Source organism: Serratia rhizosphaerae (genome assembly GCF_009817885.1).
Lineage (GTDB): Bacteria > Pseudomonadota > Gammaproteobacteria > Enterobacterales > Enterobacteriaceae > Serratia_B > Serratia_B rhizosphaerae.
The window spans coordinates 32,924-49,992 of the sequence record NZ_CP041764.1; the positions used below are offsets into that span (position 1 = coordinate 32,924).

A 17,069-nucleotide genomic window follows, 5' to 3' on the forward strand; every position below is an offset into this window, starting at 1 on the left:
AGGTATGGATTTCCACCACTTGCAGTACTGGCAACAACGGGCGCAGGCCCTGACTATTGAGAACCGACTGTTTATTAATGGCCGCTATCAGTCGGCCGCTGAAGGGGGCACCTTTACGGTGGAGGATCCTGCCGGGCAGCGCGAATTGACGCAGGCTGCCCGCGCCGGCGCCGCCGATATCGAGCTGGCGGTCAGCGCCGCACGCGCCGCCTTTGAGCGCGGCGACTGGTCGCGCGCCGCGCCGTCCCGGCGCAAAGCCGTACTGCTGACGCTGGCGGATCGCATAGAACAGCATGCGGAAACCCTGGCGCTGCTGGAGACGCTGGATACCGGCAAGCCAATCCGCCACAGCCTGCGGGATGATATACCGGGCGCCGCCCGCTGCCTGCGCTGGTACGCCGAAGCCATTGATAAGGTGTACGGCGAGATCGCCCCGACGGGGGCCGATGCGCTGGCCCTGATTGAGCGTGAACCGGTCGGCGTCGTCGGGGCCATTACGCCATGGAACTTCCCGCTGCTGCTGGCCTGCTGGAAGCTCGGCCCGGCGCTGGCGACGGGCAACAGCGTGGTGCTGAAGCCATCGGAAAAATCGCCGTTGAGCGCGATTTACCTCGGCCAGTTGGCTCAGCAGGCCGGGCTGCCGGACGGCGTCCTCAATATCGTCAGCGGCTTTGGCCATGACGCAGGCAAGGCGCTGGCGCTGCATCCCGATGTTGATGCCCTGACCTTTACCGGCTCGACGCTGGTGGCCAAACAGCTGATGGTTTACGCCGGCGAATCCAATATGAAGCGCGTCTGGCTGGAGGCCGGCGGCAAAAGCGCCAATATCATTTTCGCCGACTGCCCGGATATTGATAAAGCGGCGCGCGCCGCCGCCGCGGGCATTTTCTACAATCAGGGGCAAGTCTGCATCGCCGGCACGCGTCTGCTGGTGGAAGAGAGCATTCAACAGCCGTTTCTACAGGCGCTGCGCAAACACGCCGCCGCCTTTGCGCCCGGCAATCCACTGGATCCCGACACGCAAATGGGCACGCTGATTGACAGCGGGCACAGCGTCAAAGTCGCCGACTTTATTAAACAAGGGCTCGAACAGGGGGCAACGCTGTTTCTTGACGGACGCGGCAGCGGCCCGCATGACGCCTACCTTGGCCCGACCGTGCTGACCCAGGTGGATAACGCCATGCAGGTGGCGCGCGAAGAGATCTTCGGCCCGGTGCTGGCCGTCACCCCGTTCAACGGCGAGCAGCAGGCCATCGAACTGGCCAACGACAGCGATTACGGCCTTGGCGCCGCGCTGTGGACGCGCGATCTGTCACGCGCTCATCGCCTGGCTCGCCAGCTGCGGGCCGGCTCGGTATTTATCAATAACTACAACGACGGCGATATGACGGTGCCCTTCGGCGGCTACAAGCAGAGCGGTAACGGCCGCGACAAATCGTTGCATGCGCTGGACAAGTTTACCGAACTGAAAACCACCTGGATTTCGCTGGAATAAGGATTGAAAAGATGACTGAACACGTAAAAAGTTACTATGCGGCCAGCGCCAACCCGCACCAGCCCTATCCGCAGCTGAATGAATCCATCGAGTGCGACGTCTGCATCGTCGGCGGCGGCTATACCGGCCTCTCGTCGGCGCTGTTTCTGGTGGAGGCCGGCTACAACGTGGTGGTGCTGGAATCGGCGCGCATCGGCTTCGGCGCCAGCGGCCGCAACGGCGGCCAACTGGTCAACTCCTACAGCCGCGATATCGACGTGATTGAACAGCGCTACGGCGCCGACAGCGCCCGCCTGCTGGGCAGCATGATGTTTGAAGGAGCGGAGATTATCCGCAGCCGCATCAAACGCTACGCCATCGAGTGCGATTACCGTCCCGGCGGGATTTTCGCCGCGCTGAACAACAAGCAGTACCACACGCTGATTGAGCAGAAAGGCCACTGGGAGCGTTACGGCAATACCCAGCTGGAGCTGCTGGACGCCGACCGCATCCGCCAGGAGGTGGCCAGCGATCGCTACGTCGGCGCGCTGCTCGACCACAGCGGCGGGCATATCCATCCGCTGAATCTGGCATTGGGAGAAGCGGAAGCCATTCGCCTGCAGGGCGGACGAATCTTTGAGCAGTCGGCGGTCACCGATATCCGCCACGGCGATCCGGCGCTGGTCAGCACCGCCCATGGCCAGGTCAGCGCCCGCTATGTGATCGTTGCCGGCAACGCCTACCTCGGCGATAAGCTGGAGCCGCGGCTGGCCAGGCGCAGCATGCCCTGCGGCACCCAGGTGGTCACCACCGAGCCGCTGGCGCCGGACGTCGCTCAGTCGCTGATCCCTCACAATTACTGCGTGGAGGACTGTAACTACCTGCTGGATTATTACCGTATTACTGCCGATCACCGGCTGCTGTACGGCGGCGGCGTGGTCTACGGCGCGCGCGACCCGGACGATATCGACAACCTGATCCGCCCCAAGCTGCTGAAAACCTTCCCGCAGCTCAAAGGCGTACGCATCGACTATCGCTGGACCGGCAACTTCCTGCTGACGCTGTCGCGCATGCCGCAGTTTGGTCGTCTGGAGAATAATGTGTATTACATGCAGGGCTACAGCGGCCACGGCGTGACCTGCACCCATCTGGCGGGCAAGCTGATCGCCGAGCTGCTGCGCGGCGATGCGGAACGTTTCGACGCCTTTGCCAAACTGCCGCACCTGCCGTTCTTCGGCGGTCGCAACCTGCAAATTCCGTTTACCGCCATCGGCGCGGCTTACTACACGCTGCGCGATCGGATCGGCGTTTAACAGAAACAGGCCCGGCAAGCCGGGCCTGAAGTTGATGACAAAGTCGTCTGATGGCCCGAGATACCCGGGCCTAGCGTAACGAGGGGCGCTCCGGCGGCTTACGCCGCTACGACCCCATCGCCACGCTCTCCCTAATCCCTGACTTTGTCAGCAGTCTGCGGCCCGGCAAGCCGGGCCATTATTGCACTTCAGACAATTTTCGGCTGACCGTCGGAGGCCGTCGCCCCGCCGTCGACCGGAATATTGGCGCCGTTGATAAAGCTGGCGTCCTCACTGGCGAGAAACGCCATCACCGCCGCCACTTCTTCCGGCTCCGCCGCGCGTCCCAGCGCAATCCGCTCATTAAACTTATCGCGGATTTCCTGCGGCCAGCCGTTGGTCATATTGGTTTTCACCAGGCTTGGGCAAACGGCATTCACCCGCACGCCGTCTCCGCCATGATCCAGCGCCATGGCGCGCGTCAGGTTAACCACCGCGCCCTTCGCCGCGCAGTAATAAGCCGCGCCCCAGTCGCCGCCCAGGCCGGAGACCGATGCAGTATTGACGATGCAGCCTTTGCTTTTCAGCAAATACGGCAGCGCGAATTTAGAGCAGAACACCACGCCGTCGATATCCACCCCGGCGATACGCCGCCAGTCGGCGACGCTGGTTTCCAGCACGCTGCCGGCCACATGCACCCCGGCATTGTTCAGCAACACATCGATATGGCCGAAGCGCGCGGCAATCTCATTCATCATGGTTTCTACTGCCTCAGCGTCGGAGACATCGATATGCACCGCATGGGCCTTACCGGCCGGCAGCGAGGCCGCCACCGCATCCACCGCATCGATGGCCCAATCCGCCAGCACCACCGTTGCGCCCTCTGCGGCAAAACGGCGCGCGGCCGCTTCCCCCATGCCGTTCCCCGCTCCGGTAATGATCGCCACTTTATTGTCAAAACGCATAGAACCTCCTCCGTGTGAATTAACTTCGCATTAATCATAAAAATTAATAATCATTCACAGGGTAATTCCGCACATCACAGCGGGAAAGACAAAATGTGCGATTTTATAACCCAAAAGAGGTAATGGCGATTTTCTATGATCTCGATAAACAAAACTGCTTATTTGGCCGCTATCGTCTTGATATTCTTATCCCAAGATGAAATTAAAAGCCGGCGTTTAATTGCTCAGAGGAATGAATGGCATCGCCGTCGGCGCTTCCCTGGCGGCGGCGATGGTAATCAGTTATCGATAGGGACCACTAATACGTCTATCTGCAGCGTATTGATCGCCTGGCGCGTAGCGGAAAATAGACGGCTCCAGAGATCGTGATGGTGGCCGAAAATAATCAGGTCAAATCCCTTGGCCTGCGCCGCATTGTTTAACTCCTCGCTTAATTCACCACGGCCGACGACCACTTCCGCAATAGGGTGCGCTGACTGATTTCCGAACGATGCCAGAATGCTGGCCGCCCGTTCGGAGAATTTTTTATCGGTATAATTGTAAGCGCCGATCCCCAGTTCGGCATAATAGCCAGTGTGATGAATATCGATATAGATCAGAGAGAGTTTGGCGTGTAGCGCGCTGGCCAGCTCGGCGCCCTTTTGCAGCAACTGCGTCGCGTTTTCTCCCAGGTCCGTTGCTACCACAATATGTTGATATGCCATGATTGCCTGCCCTCCGCATTGCCCTGACAAACCGCAGTGGCCCTCCGGCCCTCGGTGTTTCAGCATGCCATGCCGATAGATTAAGTGTAGGCCAGCCCTACCCGGCATTCCTGTTTATCGCGCATCCGGCAGACAGAGAAATAGATACGTAAAATACTATCACTGATTTTATAATAAATTAGTTATTAACACCGGGAGTTATAATCACCAGCTAAATTATATAACTTATTTTCTCGCGTTAAATTAGCCATTGCGTTTTTGTTCCCGATCAAGAAACAGTAAAAAGAAATCAAATAAGATTATTCCTACATAATTCCAATAATTTCCCCGGGAGAACACATGAGATGAGTCAAGTGATTTATCGCATTGAAGAGAGCGTTATCTTTAGTCCTGAAGATACAGGGCTTTACCGCCAAAATCAGGCAGATAACGTTGTCGCCATTTCCAACGCCGCCGCCAGGCTGTTTACCCTGCTGATCAAAAATAAAGGGAATATCGTTGAACGGGATACCATACTGGAAAAAGTCTGGGATGAATACGGGCTGCAGGCCAGTAATAATAATCTCAATCAGTGCCTGAGTACATTGCGTCGCATTATCAAAAACATGGGCATTGATAAAAACATTATTGAAACCATTCCCAAAGTAGGGTTGAGGATCTCCCATGCCGTTCAGATAGAAGAGATTAATCTACAGCCGCCCACGCGGCTGGCAGCGGACACACCGCCGAAGCCCGTCGGACACACCAGGAAAAACATCAAAAAAAAGCTCTTTTACTCCGCGCTGCTTGTTGGCCTGTTACTGATGCTGTCCCTCTTTCTTAATGTTTTCCATTTATATAACAACCTCCAGGACTCACAAGCGTCTCTTTCATTATCGCAATCGTATTTCCCGCTGCGCCATGGCGAGCTGTGCGCCGCGCCACCCACAGAGACGCCGCTGCTGACGACGCTCTCTTTTAGCAAACCGCTCTAGTTTCCCCGGCCCGGTACATATCGGGCCGCCCATAGGTGGCTGCCCATCCCGCGCCGACTGACTCCGTTCGCCAACTTATACAAATCAATCATGGTGATGCATTTATACATCATTATGATGAATTTATGCATCAATTAAATTATTGAAACTCATGTCTCAAAAAACCTATAATTTTTGAAGGTAATCTAATTACCTTTTCCCTGGTGTTGTTGTATTTTTGCCCTTCATTTGAAGGGCTTTTTTCTTTTCCCGAGCCGCGCCCCTCCAGCTCACGCCCTCTGCGCCACCGCGCTGCCCCGTTTCAACTTTTCCCCGACTTCACGCATCACCCCGTCGCTATTCGCCGGCGAGCAATCTTTACACGCTCTGCTATCCTCAGTGTTGGGCCTACAATCACAAGGAGCGAATATGTTTGGTAAAGCTGAAGATAAAGCAAAAGAAGTTGCCGGTGCTGCGCAAGAAGCGTTTGGTGAAGCCACGGGTTCACCGGAGCATGAGATAAAAGGTGCGGCCCGTAAATATGCCTCGCAGGCCAGTTATGCGGTCCGCGACGGCGCCGATGTCGTCAGACACCGGGTGGAATCAAACCCGCTGGCCGGCGTGGCGGTGGCCGCTGCCGTCGGCGTCGTTTTTGGCTACCTGCTTGGGCGCAAATAACAACGACGACATCTAATAACAAGGCCTGCGGGCCTTTTTTCTCGGAGGTGGGCAATGGAATCACTGGACTATCTGGCATATTTACCGGTCGCCATCGCGCTTAACCTGGTGGCGATTGTCGCCGTCGCCGGCATTTCTCTGTGGAAAATCTGGCGCAGAAAACTCCGCGCCTGACCCCTGCCCGTATCGCCGCGTTTTATCCCCCTTTATTGCGCTATCACGCCGCCAGCGCTGCGGCCGCATCCGTCGCGGCAGCTGGCGTTTAACGCCGTATCGTCCATCCTCGTTTACAGTTTCTACGCTCTTGCGCTCCGCCGCTTCTTCGACCGCGCCGGTGCAAAATTGAACTCCCCATAGAGTCGTCTACAATTTAAGCGTAATACTTCCCTACAACGTCAGTATTAATTCATATTAGAGGTGATTATGTTACCTGGGCACGAGAATGTAGTAAGTATGACTACCCTTAGCCATCAAGCTACGCAGCAATTAATGCCGTCGTTTTCCGCTTTACCCCATACTCAGCATGCGGACGGTAAATACCGCTTACGTCGCTATTCCGTTGTGGCCTTTCGTAATAACCAGGTTGAAGATATCGGTCAACATGACTTCATGCAGTCGGATGAGTTCAACCACTTTCAGGGCAATGTGGTGCGCCACTTCGAGCCGATTGACAGCGCCGTATTGCAAAGCGCAGGCCTGGCGGAACTGTGTGCCCTGTTCGTCGAAGCCAACGCCCTGCCCGACGGTACCACGATAGAGATCCACCAGATGCGCGTGGTGGCGATTTACGATGAGACGCAGGTGGCACCGGAAGGTGTTCATCAGGACGGTTTCGACCATATCGCCATGACTTCCATCAGCCGGCACAATATTGTCGGTGGCGAAATCATGCTGTACGACGATAACCACAGCATGCCGTTTTTTAGACGCATACTGGCAGACGGTGAAACCGTGTTGCTGGCGGACAATAAACTCTGGCATAACGCCACGCCGATCACCGCCGTGGCGCCGGAAGAAGAAGGACACCTGGATCTGTTTGTCCTGACCGCACGGAGAGAGCACGCATGACGTTTACCCCCGAGCGCGCCCGCGCGCAATTCGGCGCGCTGTCGCAGCATTATCAGGATAAGCCGGTGATCTTTTTCGACGGCCCCGGCGGTTCTCAGGTTTCCCTTGGCGTACTGGAAAAAATGACCGGCTATCTGGGCAGCTATAACGCCAACCTGGGCGGACACTACTTTTCCAGCCAGATGACGGAACAGGTGACGCATAACGCGCGTGCATCGGTATGCGCGCTATTAAACGCCCCCTCGCCCGATAATATCGCCTTCGGCATGAATATGACGTCGCTGACCTTCCACCTTAGCCGCATCATCAGCCGCGACTGGCAGCCCGGCGATGAAATTATCGTCACTGCACTGGACCACTATGCCAACGTATCCAGCTGGCAGCAGGCGGCGGAGGATAAACAGGCCGTCGTGCACCATATTCCGCTGCGCCCTGAGGACTGTACGCTGGACACCGAGCGCCTGTGCGCGCAGATCAACGACAAAACCCGGCTGGTGGCGGTGACGCACGCATCCAATGTGACCGGCAGCGTGGTGGATATCCGGGCCATCACCGCCGCCGCGCAGCGGGTTGGCGCGCAGGTCTACGTCGATGCCGTGCACTATGCGCCGCATAACCTGATCGACGTACAAGCGCTGGGCTGCGACTTCCTGGTCTGCTCCGCCTATAAGTTTTTCGGCCCGCATATCGGTATGGCCTATATTGCCCCGCAGTGGTTACAACGCCTGCGCCCGTATAAAGTGGAGCCAGCAACCGATATCGGCCCGGGACGCTTTGAAACCGGCACCCAGAGCTTTGAGGGACTGGCCGGCGTCACAGCGGCCATTGACTATCTGGCACAGTGGGGCACGCCGGGCGCACCGTTAAGGCAGCGTCTGCAGGAGAGTTTCGCCGCTTACCACCAACATGAAGAAGATCTGTGCCGCTATTTTCTGCAGCGCTTACGACAACTGGAAGGCGCTCGGCTTTACGGCTACCCCGAACCAGACAGCACGCGCCGCACGCCGACCTTTGCCTTAACCTTTAAGAACTTCTCGCCGGAGCAGATCGCCATGCTGTTAGGCCGGCATAATATCTGCGCCGGCAGCGGGCATTTTTACGCGCAGGGACTGATACGGCAGCTCAACCTGCAGAAACACGGCGGCGTGTTGCGCATCGGCATGATGCATTACAACACCCGCCAGGAGATCGACCGCCTGTTCGAGGTGCTGGAGGATGCGCTGGCCGAGGCGGACAGCCCGGCAGCCGTGGCTGGGCGTTAATCCCCTTTAGCCACGCGATAATGACCAATAAATAACGGGAGCCCTAGGGTTCCCGTTATTTATCTGACCGGCAGAAATAGCAGAGGCTCGCTTCATGTCTATGCCTGGTTAGCGTTCCCATTAAACCAGGCGATCAACTTTCCTGCTATCCGGAATAGATTAAGAAAACCGAAAAAAACAATCACCGACAGGAAAACATCAACCAGAGAGTTGTTTTCTCCCATAATTGTCAGCGAGGAGAATGAAACACACAGTATGGTTAACGGCAAGCTGAGCACAGCGGATGTTCTGTTTAACACTTCCATATTTCATTCAATTCCATAGCAAACCAGCGTTTTCAATAAAAATATTTTATACCACCAATAAGGCTGCGTGAATAAAGATGGTCAGTGAAATATCGAGGCGCGGGGAGTTTTCTAAGCTGCCTGTACGGCAGTGAACTGCTGCACTATAGCGCCATTCTGTTGATTACTAAGAATTTACCACGAAAAAACCTTGAGCCCCTTTTTTGTGAGCCCAAAATCATGTCATATATGTCGGTTTGTTACGTTTTGCGATAAAAGAAGGGGCGTATAACGACGACATCCAGTCAGACTCGCAGGGTTTTCTAATTGCCTCATCGTTCTCATCTGCTAACATGTGGCCCGATTCTATTGTCTATAAGAAAGGGATGAAAATGAAAAAGGTACTTTCAGCAGCAATAATAGCGATGTTGCTTGCTGGTTGCGCGTCTTCTGGGAATCGTAGTATTGAGCGTGAAACGCAGGCCACCATTCAGACGAAACTCCAGAAGGGAGTAACGAAAAAGGCTCAGGTTAAGCAACATTTCGGTGATCCAATGTCAGTTAGCTTCACTGATGGTGGTAACGAGATTTGGAACTATACGCTTGCCAAAGTGAAGATTGATGGGAAGACATTCATCCCATTTTACGGTCTGTTCCACAACGGGTCTAAAACAAACACAAAGCAACTAGTAATTCTATTCAAAGACGACATTGTAGAAAAATACACGATGTCAGAGTCTGCCATTGATACAAAGTCAGGCTGGGCAGACTAGCCATAAAAAAAACAGAACTTAAACATGATCAACCCCGCTCCAGCGGGGTTTTTTATTGCACGGAGAAAAGTGAATGGTTAGCGGCGATGAGGCCCACTACCTACTGCCCCTAACTTCAAGTTAGAGTCACCGGCAAACAGTTGTTTTTCATCGTCATCCAGTGATAATACTGATTTTGATGGGTTAGAAAGGTCTAAGGCCTTACAATAATTAAAGCTTTTCCCTCTTTCAGACGCCATAACCTTTTTTCCGCTCATCAAACCTTAAATATCAATTGGTTACAAAAATCAAAAAAAGGGTCGTTGGCTCAGCCGTGCGTTAGCGCCCCTTGTCGCATACTCTAAGGCGCTGTCGAGCTTCCCAATACCGTCGCCTGCCTTCTGCGGCATTTTTCCGCCCGACACACTATTTCTTGTTATATCCACTTGTAAATTTATGTAAGCGTGGCATTATCCTTGCGCTTTATATTGATTAGTTAAAAGGGAATTGAAAATAATGAAAAAATTACTCGCCGCCGTCGTGCTTGCCGTGACGGTTACCGGTTGTGCACAGCAAACGTTCACCCTGAAACACGAGACTGTCGCTGTGCCTAAGCAGACGACCACTCACCACTTCTTTGTCTCCGGCATTGGCCAGAAGAAAACCATTGATGCTGCTGCGGTATGCGGCGGCGCAGACAAAGTGGTACGCACCGAAGTGCAGCAAACCTTCCCGAATATCCTGCTGGGCATTGTGACCTTCGGCATCTATACCCCGCGCGAAGCCCGTATTTATTGCGCTCAATAAAACGCGGCGGCAAATAAACAACAGCCCGCTCAAGGCGGGCTGTCATTCTCAGTAGTAAATAATCCCTACCTTACCGTTTACCAAACTCCGCCTTGGCTTTGGCCAATGCCTCGGTAAAACCTTGATTACTGTGCAGCATAGCCACCACTGCCGCGCCCATCAAACGCCCGTTATCTACATCGCTTTGCCAGTGGGCGCCGCATACCACGCGGCTCTGACCGAAGTCATAACCCCGCTTCAGTATCTCGGTTTCGCGAGCCGGATTGATCTCCGCCAGCACCAGCGCCGTCGCCCAGCCGAATGAGGCGTGTCCGAAAGGATAGGAGCCCGTTTTCGCCATCGATTTATCCTTCTCCGGCGTACAGGTGCTGTCCTTGTACACCACAAAAGGCCGCACGCGCATATAGTGATCCTTGGCGGTTCTCATCGCATAGTCGTGGCTGTCCTGCAGTACGCCCTGAAGCAGCGCATAGAGAGCCGGCGTTTTCTCTTGCGAAATCTCTTCGCCAAAGGCGGCGGAAAAAGCGGCGGAGATATTTTTATAGTCCGCATCGCTGGCCGCCAGCGCCTGACGTTTCGCATCTTTTAGCGTCTTGCCCGTCTCATAGGCGGCCTTATCGTTTAAAAACATGACGGTGTTTTCCGCCGGCGGCGGCGGTAATATCTGCAGGCTGTCGGGCGCGGTTTCAGGCGTCAAGAATCCTTGTGTTTGCGCAGCAAATGCGCCGGAAGCGGAGAACAACAGCGCTGCCACTGAACATACGGCTACGCGTTTTTTAAAATGTAATCGCATACTTTTTATCCCTTTTTAACGAATCCCGCAGAAAACGGTAGAGCTACGCTGCCGGGAACGTTTAACAAAATATGCTATCAGCGCCTGCAGCAAAAATTTGTTACTTAACAGGTAAATATTGCTATGGCTCTTTACAGTGCGTAGGCGGATGGCATGAAAATCTCATGACCAGACTCACCAAGCATTCCCCGCGGCACACCGGCCGAGAAAAACAGTACACGGGCAAAACATGGAATATGCGTGAGGATAAAACGGGATATATTTACGATGGGTTACACAACTCGCTCTCACAAGTGCGCTATTTATAAAAATTCATATAAGCACCATAACTCTTAATTATTCAAAAAAACTACCGCCTCAGAATAATGGCGGGGAAAAACCTGAAGCTTCCAAGGCTTTTCCCTGCCTTAGAAGCGTGTTCATCATTGCCACAATATCAATCAGAATATTTATTAGCTTACGGAATTATGCCTATAAACCGAAATCAGCGCCCATAACAAGGCGAATATCGTTGAGTACAAAACAGCAAAATCCAACCAGGTGTTGAAACCGTAGGTAACAATATCAAAAAGGACCTTTTTAAAATGAAAATAATCTTCATGGCGGAAAACGGTATGTGATGCAATCACCCACACAATAAACAGCCATAAAAATGCAAATGCGTATGCCAGATTTGCCGTGCCCCACCCGATTATAAATTTGTAAAAAGCCAATCTTTTCATACAGTAACAATCCACTTTGTATACTTTTGCAACCAAAACAGGCTTGCTGTTATTCACGCATCCATGGAGTCACATTCCTATATCCACATTGGAGTCCGGCGCTCGCTATTAGTTCATTGATATGCGCCGACTTTGCCTTCAGTTAGGGATGGTTGAGGATCCGCTAGGCTGACAACGTTAATCAGCAGTACCCACATGGCAAAAGGCTTTATCTAGCGAGCCTGAAATAAAGGCTGGAGACTATAACGGTGTGAACGAGAGTTTTTGGAAGGCGCTTTGATTGATAATGTTTTGACAAAAATTGCAGATTGAATTGTCCATTGGACGGTAAAGCTCTTTCCCTACCGTGTCTTAAAACGATACTTTGGCATCCAGGTAATAGCCGTAACTCACTGAGTTTAAAACACCTGCTATGGTTTTTTTGATAACCGATAATCGCGCATTTTAGCACACTCTTGCCTGTGGCAAATCACTCACACGCGTCGTGTACGCCGGCGACAGCATTTCACGTTTCATCGACCACTGCTGATACGTTCCCTGCCCTGCAAACCACCGTTTTGCCCGACCCGAGTTATTGATACGATCCAGAACGCTCATTGGACTGACCCCATAACGCTGCAATTTGCATAAAAAAACGGGAGCCCTAAGGCTCCCGCTCGGTCAAACGCTTAACACATTACATATGTTCGACGATAGCGTCGCCAAACTCTGAACATTTCAGCAGCTTAGCGCCTTCCATCAGGCGTTCGAAGTCATAGGTCACGGTCTTGGCGGCGATAGCGCCTTCCATACCCTTAACAATCAGGTCGGCCGCTTCGAACCAGCCCAGGTGACGCAGCAGTATGTTGCCGAGTTTAAGGTAACATTATGATTTTAATTATTATTTTATCCTTTATGTCAGCTAAATTAATCTTTTTATCTAACTTGTAACCCTCTGAATTTAAAGCATTGATATTGGGTTTTGATAAATGATTTTGTGTAACAAAGGTCGAAAAAGCCGGGTTCCCTCCCGGCCATTCCGTTCAAATTTTCACTTTATAGTTCGACTCAAAATAACGCTTAGAGCGCCCGTACTGCGTGTTCAGATCAGTCAGTGATAACGGCCTGTCATAAATCAACACCTCCGCGACAGCAAGCCCAGTGTTAGGACTCGATGGCGGCACTGGTGGCAGGTTAGAATTGCGCCATGCGATGATGCGATAAAAGCTCTCCGCACCGGATTCCGTGATTGATCGCTCTGCCAAATTAACACCGCTCGCCAACGTGGCGGGGATAATGTCTGCATTCGCAGATGGAATGAAAAACCCAGCAGTGTTTCCCGCACCGTCAATCGTCACAGCTGAAAACGCAAAATTGTTGCGAGTTGCGGTAGCCTCAGCCGGGCCGGCAGCCGTGCCATACAATTTTTCGTTATATGATTTTCCGCCAATGTACGCCGATCGCCGGCGTAGCGATGTTACTGATACGTCTGTGATAGCAATCCCCTCGCCGTTTGCTGATGCATTCTGCACGATATTACCCACCGGATAGCCGAACGTGTTAACGTCTGCAGCCTGGCGATATACAGCGATCAGTGTGCGCTGCATACCATCTGGGACATCAGTGATAAAGCCGTTATCTTTATCGCCTGCAACAAAATATTCCCCTACGCTGGGAGTACCAACCTCTTTCAGGGTGTGTCCGTTTCCTGATAGGTCAGTAAAACCTTCACCAAAACGCCAGCCGGCGATCAGCCCAGGAACGGACGCGAATGGCTCATACAGCGGTGGCAGAGTCGGGTTCTTAATTTCCATGTCCAGATTGCGAATAATCGTTGTCATCTCATTTCCTCAAAAAATTACGCACCAGTTGTGCAGCTTGCGCAGCACTCCTGCGCCATCTGTGTAGCTTTCGCCCGGCAGCTCACCCTCACTATCGCGCAGGTTACCTCGCGGCCCCGTTGTTCTGCCGTTAGTCAGTGGATCGCCGGCCTTACCCCAGCCATACGTCACGATTTCACTGTCGAGCAATGGTCGCGAAGTTGTGATCCGCACGCGGTCATGACCGGCAATATCGACAGCGGCAATAATGTCGATGACATCGAGCGAACCCTTATCCCGGATGTAGAAGCCCATGTTTTCCGCCGGCGCCACCCAGTCCGTGTCGAAAACCAGCGGCGGAGCAGGCACGTTGAAATAGAGCATGGTGAAGATGCCCTGCCTTATCTCATCAATCACGTCCAGGCGATGCATGCGCGTCACGCCCTCCAGCATGTCCCGCCGCTTTTTGTAAATCATGCGGCCCGTATACTGGGAGAACATGTAGTACGTCTCTGGCATACCGTGGATGTGGTCAGATGCGTAGTAATCACCGATGTAGCCGGGGTACGCGATTTCCGTTTTACCCAGCATTGCGGCATCGCGCAGTGCCAGCGCAATCAGTGGATCGCGACGTCGGTACGCCCGGTGCGTGCTGAGCTGGTAGCTGATAAAAATGGGGTCAAAAAGTTGGCCGGTAATCGCTTTTTTGTCTGCCAACGAATCGGCGATGTACTGCAGGTAAATAGCGAGATAGTCAGCACGTGATGTTTGATCACGGTAATCTGATTCGCCCTGCATCCACACAACAGCCAGTTCAGCAAACGTTCTTCCCTCTTCCGCTGCCAGGCGTAGACTGTTGGTAACGTGGGCGATCATGCGGCTATAGGCTGCTGAACCTTTAATCAGGTTCGTGATCGGCTGGCCGCCAGTACCAGGGGCAGAGCCGATATAGGCGCTGGGCTGCAGGTAGAACGGCAACCCCGTTTCGGACTGGATCATTTCCACCAGCTTATGTGTCGCGCCGGTAACAGGGGTTTCCGCCGCCGGCCAAGTTCCCTCCGCAGGCTGGTAGCGTTTTTCTACGAGTGGCACAAGCGTGTCTGTATCAGTCATGCCGCTGTTGTTATTTGTGCTGAAACCCCGGTTACCGTAACGCTGCTCTATGCTCACAGGCTGAGGATTGTCATTAGGGTTTGCCGCCCCCAGGGAAAGAGACTGCCCTTCACTGCGAACCCCCATATAGTCATACGGACGGAATGGGATTACAGGTGGTTCAGGCTCCTGCGATGAGCCGCCAATTGTTGGGATGTCTAAATCAGTCTCATAGCTCGGATCGGCAGCGTAGGGAACATAGTTTTTATCGACAAATACGACGCCGGGCGGCCCCGATATTTCTACAATTTCAACACGCCCAATAATGGCACCGCCCATTTTTGAGCCGCCGATATAGGGAACGTTGTTTTTATCTGTTTGCGCCCAATCGTACTCAGGGTGATTGGGGATACTTTTAAACTGCGTACCAGTAATATTTACGTCGCCATTTTCTGTATAATTCAGAGGCGACGCTCCTTTTGCGTCAAAAAAACCACCGCCTATTAATGCCCCTTCAGTGTCATAAACATTTTTCTCAACACCGTACCCCTGCGTGCGTTTATCTATCCCGTCACTTCGTGCTAGGGATTTATTTGCTGCGTCAATTGCTCGTTCAACAGCTGCAGCGCCAACCAGCTGCGACACCTGCACAGCTTTCCCGCTGTCGTTCAAATAATAATAAAACGCAACGTTGTCGCCAGTGCCGCCAGGGACACGGAAATACTGTCCCGGAGTTGTTCCTACGAGGCCATCAGCAACAGTTTTAAATGTATATTCGTTGTCGCCCACTGCTTCGGCGCGCTGGGCAGCAGCTTCCGCTCTGTCCGCATCTGCTTTCGCTGAGTCACGCATTTCGTTAACTGTTGCAATGATTGCTGGTGTCAACTCACTTTCACCTGGCGCAGTGAGAAAATCATTCAACGTTCCCGGCTTAGAGTCAGCATAAACAGTTATCTGCCCTACTTTCTCAAATGGCCTACCGTATGCCTCAATCATTACGTTGTGCGTGCCAACTTCCACCGATAACGAATAGCTGCCATCCTCTCCGGTCGTCGAACTCGATGGCGCCAGCTTTACTACCGTTGATGATGTTATGACAGCCGTCAGCATGATCGTTACACCGGGGCGCGGCTCGCCATTCGGGCCAATAAGTTTACCGCTAATAGTTACAGCCATATTTTCTCCAGGCGTAAAAAAACCCGCCGGGGCGGGTTAATGTTATTTGTCTTTGCTGTCTGGCATTTGAAGCCGTAAATCAATCCAGCGCCCGGATGGGATATCCATCGGTTCACCGGCTACGACCATTGCGCTATCGATGTCAAAACGACGTTTGCTAACAGTGACAATGATCGCCCCGTCATCTTCACTGCTGACAGCAACAAAACAGAGTCGGTTGCCGTTAACATCCTGCGGAACTTCAATAGACCAGCCTTCTTGCGCCAGCCCCTTTGAGCCGGTCACACGATAAACCCCTGTAGATACCCGCGCAGCCAATACTCCTTTAGCCTCGCCATTTACCGCTGCACAGCCAGACAACTCGAAGCCTTCAAGGAAATCAGGATCCATATCCTCTGGGTTATTTGAAACTCTCGCAATTGGTGAGGCTTTTTTTACAAAACCGTTCGCGTCAACAGTAGTGTTGCTATTGTCAAGCATTGTCCTGAACGTATTAATTCCATTTCCGGAACCACCAGCGACGATAACGGGGTCGGTGGTATTTATTGGTATATTTAAAAGCCCATAGGTGTCGTTTGTCTTAACCCAGACAATAGGTGAATACGTATTCAGCCCCCAGCTTGATGATCCGCCCATGTCGGTGTTATTTCGCATGGCCGCCAGACCATACTTCACCGCAAAGGCCCTGAATTGTCCTATTGTTGTGTAATCCGTCTGAATCCGCCCTGAGTCATTATCATGACCGAGACCGAAATCACCCGGGTGTATAACATTGTCGTCGTCAGCCTTCGTATTCACTTTAGCTGCCAAATCATCAACGGATTTCTTATCGGCTTTGCTATCCACGCTGTTGATGATTTTTTTCGCCGACGGGCCGGTAGATTGGCTGTTGTCAGGTAACGTGATCGTTACATCGCCATCAGCTGTGAAAAACTGTTGCCAGTTCTGTTTATCGTAATTCAACCCGCGCAGTGCCTTTGCAGCCTCTGCTGCGAGTTGGGCGGTGATTGCGTTCATCGCATCACGCGGCACAGCTGACCACGCGGCGCCAGCCTGTGTTGGCCCGTCATACGCTTTCAGCAACATCACTTTTGTGTCGCTGTCTACTGTTTCCACTGCAAGTGTATACGTGACGCCACCGACAACCGACACAATGAAATCACCGGGTTTCAAGTCTTTCGTGAAAGTGGTGCCTGATCCAGTAACCGTTAGCCAGTTATTGGTCAGCGTGATAGTGCCTACTGACAT

At 53.0% G+C, this 17,069-nt stretch carries 14 protein-coding genes and 2 pseudogenes; 8 read left to right on the forward strand and 8 right to left on the reverse strand.

Annotated features, from left to right (window positions below):
• Nucleotides 1-4: 4 nt before the first annotated feature.
• Together puuC and FO014_RS00170 are read left to right on the forward strand one after the other, a co-directional pair.
• Entirely contained in the window at nt 5-1,495 is a 1,491-nt protein-coding gene (gene puuC / locus FO014_RS00165) for an aldehyde dehydrogenase PuuC (protein ID WP_160026889.1), read from the forward strand.
• 11 nt (nt 1,496-1,506) lie between these two features.
• The gene (locus FO014_RS00170; protein ID WP_160026891.1) at nt 1,507-2,787 is read left to right on the forward strand and encodes an NAD(P)/FAD-dependent oxidoreductase; all 1,281 of its coding nucleotides are present in this window, start codon (nt 1,507-1,509) and stop codon (nt 2,785-2,787) included.
• Between the two features lie 188 nt (nt 2,788-2,975).
• On the opposite strand, the gene budC is transcribed toward FO014_RS00170, so the two are convergent.
• Nucleotides 2,976-3,731: a meso-2,3-butanediol dehydrogenase gene (gene budC, locus FO014_RS00175; protein ID WP_160026893.1), complete on the reverse strand. Its 756-nt coding sequence runs from the start codon at nt 3,729-3,731 to the stop codon at nt 2,976-2,978.
• A 278-nt stretch (nt 3,732-4,009) separates the two neighbouring features.
• Entirely contained in the window at nt 4,010-4,435 is a 426-nt protein-coding gene (locus tag FO014_RS00180) for a universal stress protein (RefSeq protein WP_160026895.1), read from the reverse strand.
• Between the two features lie 344 nt (nt 4,436-4,779).
• Here FO014_RS00180 and FO014_RS00185 point away from each other — a divergent pair, with 344 nt between their 5' ends.
• From FO014_RS00185 to FO014_RS00210, 6 genes are all read left to right on the forward strand, one after another.
• Nucleotides 4,780-5,409, forward strand: a complete 630-nt coding sequence (locus FO014_RS00185; RefSeq protein ID WP_160026897.1) for a winged helix-turn-helix domain-containing protein — start codon at nt 4,780-4,782, stop codon at nt 5,407-5,409.
• Between the two features lie 408 nt (nt 5,410-5,817).
• A complete protein-coding gene (locus FO014_RS00190) occupies nt 5,818-6,066 on the forward strand; it encodes a glycine zipper domain-containing protein (RefSeq protein ID WP_105230780.1) in 249 nt (82 codons plus the stop codon).
• Nucleotides 6,067-6,519: 453 nt separating this feature from the next.
• Nucleotides 6,520-7,134, forward strand: a complete 615-nt coding sequence (locus FO014_RS00195) for a 2OG-Fe dioxygenase family protein (RefSeq protein ID WP_201282896.1) — start codon at nt 6,520-6,522, stop codon at nt 7,132-7,134.
• Complete coding sequence (locus FO014_RS00200; protein WP_160026899.1) at nt 7,131-8,396, forward strand: cysteine desulfurase-like protein; 1,266 nt, start codon at nt 7,131-7,133, stop codon at nt 8,394-8,396. Before FO014_RS00195 ends, FO014_RS00200 begins: the two co-directional genes overlap by 4 nt.
• Before the next feature lie 676 nt (nt 8,397-9,072).
• Nucleotides 9,073-9,453 carry an META domain-containing protein gene (locus tag FO014_RS00205; protein ID WP_160026901.1) on the forward strand — a complete coding sequence of 127 codons (381 nt, stop codon included), beginning with the start codon at nt 9,073-9,075 and terminating at the stop codon, nt 9,451-9,453.
• A gap of 495 nt (nt 9,454-9,948) precedes the next feature.
• A complete protein-coding gene (locus FO014_RS00210) occupies nt 9,949-10,239 on the forward strand; it encodes a Bor family protein (RefSeq protein ID WP_160026903.1) in 291 nt (96 codons plus the stop codon).
• Between the two features lie 70 nt (nt 10,240-10,309).
• Here FO014_RS00210 and FO014_RS00215 read toward each other — a convergent pair whose 3' ends face one another.
• The 6 genes and pseudogenes from FO014_RS00215 to FO014_RS23730 form a co-directional block, all read right to left on the reverse strand.
• Nucleotides 10,310-11,032 carry an acid phosphatase gene (locus FO014_RS00215; RefSeq protein WP_160026905.1) on the reverse strand — a complete coding sequence of 241 codons (723 nt, stop codon included), beginning with the start codon at nt 11,030-11,032 and terminating at the stop codon, nt 10,310-10,312.
• Between the two features lie 1,166 nt (nt 11,033-12,198).
• Nucleotides 12,199-12,351, reverse strand: a pseudogene (locus FO014_RS00220) (DUF4113 domain-containing protein); the annotation flags it as partial.
• Between the two features lie 79 nt (nt 12,352-12,430).
• Nucleotides 12,431-12,598 (reverse strand): annotated as a pseudogene (locus FO014_RS00225) (NADP-dependent isocitrate dehydrogenase); the annotation flags it as partial.
• A 178-nt stretch (nt 12,599-12,776) separates the two neighbouring features.
• Nucleotides 12,777-13,574, reverse strand: coding sequence for a hypothetical protein (locus FO014_RS00230; protein ID WP_160026907.1), 798 nt, complete (start codon nt 13,572-13,574; stop codon nt 12,777-12,779).
• Nucleotides 13,575-13,583: 9 nt separating this feature from the next.
• Complete coding sequence (locus tag FO014_RS00235; protein ID WP_160026909.1) at nt 13,584-15,821, reverse strand: prophage tail fiber N-terminal domain-containing protein; 2,238 nt, start codon at nt 15,819-15,821, stop codon at nt 13,584-13,586.
• Between the two features lie 42 nt (nt 15,822-15,863).
• The gene (locus FO014_RS23730) at nt 15,864-17,069 is read right to left on the reverse strand and encodes a phage tail fiber protein (protein WP_201282897.1); all 1,206 of its coding nucleotides are present in this window, start codon (nt 17,067-17,069) and stop codon (nt 15,864-15,866) included.